Genomic DNA, 2,033 nt, shown 5'->3' with positions numbered 1-2,033 from the left:
CAAACGATAGGGTGGCTCCATGTCAGTTCCTCCGGGAACCAGGCGCCGCGCCCGCGGTGAGATCGAGCGGCTGCCGAGCGGGTCCTTGCGGGTCCGGGTGTATGACGGCCTCGACCCGGTCTCGAAGAAGCGGCGTTACCTCGTGGAGACGGTGGCGGCCGGCCCGACGGCTGAGCGGGAAGCGGCGGAGATCCGCGACCGTCTTCTGGCCGAGGCGGCTGCGCGCCGGAGCCGTCGGCGGTCGAGAAGCGTCGACCTGGTCGGCGGGAAGGCCTCGACCGGCGAAGTCGGCGACGTGGGGCCGGTGGATGAGCCGGTGAGCCGGCCACGGCGGGGCCGACGGCGAGGTGAGCTCACGGTTGCCACGGTCGCGCGGATAGCCGGAGTGTCCGCGCCCACCGTGTCCAAGGTGTTGAACGGACGTACGGGCGTGGCGCCGGAGACCCGGCAGCGGGTCGAGGCCTTGCTGCGTGAGCACGGTTACCGGCGCCCGGAGATGGTGCAGCGAACCCCGGGAGTCGAGGTCGTCTTCTTCGGCATGCAGAACGATCTGGCCGTCGAAATCATGCGTGGTGTCGAGCAGGTCGCCGCCGAGCACAAGCTGGCCGTGAGCTTCCTCGACGTCATGCGTCAGATCTCCGCCGGTCACCCGTGGGCCGAGAACCTGCTGGGTCGCCGTCCGACCGGCGTGATCACGGTCAACCTGGGTTTCACGCCGGCTCAGCAGTTTCTGTTGCGCGCCGGCGCCATTCCGCTTGTCGTTCTGGACCCGTCGGATCAGCCGATGCGAGGCGTCCCGTCGGTCGTGGCGACCAACTGGAGCGGTGGGATCGACGCCGCTCGGCATCTGCTCGACCTCGGCCACCGGCGGATAGCGGTGATCACCGGGCCGACCGAGCGACTGGCCGCGAAGGCTCGGCTGGAGGGAGCCCGGACCGCCATGGAAGCCGCCGGCCAGGCATTGGACGCCCGGTTACTGCGCTTCGGCCTGTCGTTCTCGTTCGACGACGGTCTGCACCACGGACGCGAACTGCTGAGGCTGGCCGACCGGCCCACCGCCGTGGTGTGCGGCAACGACCTGCAGGCGTTCGGCGTGTACGAGGCGGCCCGACAAGTGGGCCTGCGCATTCCCGACGAGCTCAGCGTGATCGGTTTCGACGACATCGCGTACGCCCAATGGGCTGGCCCGGCGCTGACCACCGTGCGGCAGCCGTTCGCCGAGATGGGAGCCAAGGCCGCCAGCCTGGTGCTGGCGCTCGCCGCCGGGCAGCTGCCGCCGCGGACCCGGACCGAGGTCGAGACCACCCTGATAGTGCGCGACAGCACCGCGCCGCCGGTCGGTGGTTGAAACGTTTCCTTGCCAGGAGGGACCGGTTCTGAGACTCTGAAACATCGATGCTTGTCACATCGCTACCCGACGGCGTTACCGGATCACAGAGGATCCCGCGAAAGGTGCGAACCGTCATCCCCGGCAGGAGACAAACTATGACCAGAGTCCGACCGGCCAAGATCGCCGCGATGTCGATCACCGGTGTTGTCGTGCTGTCATCGGCGGCCGTTGGCGTTGCGTTGCCGGCGGGTGCGGCGGCCGCGGGCTGCTCGGTGAACTATGCCGTGTCGTCACAGTGGCCGGGCGGGTTCAACGCCGACGTGTCGATCACGAACCTGGGCGACCCGCTGAGCAGTTGGACGCTGACCTGGTCGTGGTCCGCCGGGCAGCGCGTGACGCACGCGTGGAACACCACGTTGACCCAGACCGGCGCCGACGTGACCGCCAGGAACGCGAGCTACAACGGCCCGATCGGCACCAACGCCTCGGTGTCCTTCGGCTTCAACGGCAGCTGGAACGGCAGCAACCCGGCCCCGTCCGGCTTCGCGCTCAACGGCGTGGCGTGCACCGGTGCACCGGTGACCTCGCCGCCGTCGACCCCGCCGTCCTCGCCACCCACTTCACCGCCGGTGACGCCGCCGACCTCGCCGCCGGTGACGCCGCCGGCCACGTGCGCGCTGCCCTCGACGTACCGCTGGACCTC

2 protein-coding genes are annotated in these 2,033 nt (G+C 69.7%); both read left to right on the top strand.

Annotated elements, in window-relative coordinates:
• Nucleotides 1–19: 19 nt before the first annotated feature.
• Nucleotides 20–1,348 (top strand): LacI family DNA-binding transcriptional regulator, encoded by a 1,329-nt coding sequence (locus VFO68_RS17040; protein ID WP_325159285.1) that lies wholly within the window; start codon nt 20–22, stop codon nt 1,346–1,348.
• Nucleotides 1,349–1,485: 137 nt separating this feature from the next.
• The coding region (locus VFO68_RS17035) for a cellulose-binding domain-containing protein (protein WP_325159284.1) at nt 1,486–2,033 on the top strand (548 nt) is incomplete at its 3' end.

The sequence above is a fragment of the Actinophytocola sp. genome (assembly GCF_035712165.1).
Classification (GTDB): domain Bacteria; phylum Actinomycetota; class Actinomycetes; order Mycobacteriales; family Pseudonocardiaceae; genus DASYTH01.
This window is presented reverse-complemented; position numbering and strand designations above follow the sequence as displayed.

Coding starts and splice junctions, on each gene's coding strand:
- VFO68_RS17040 (WP_325159285.1), top strand. CDS start 20: ATGTCAGTTCCTCCGGGAACCAGGCGCCGCGCCCGCGGTGAGATCGAG.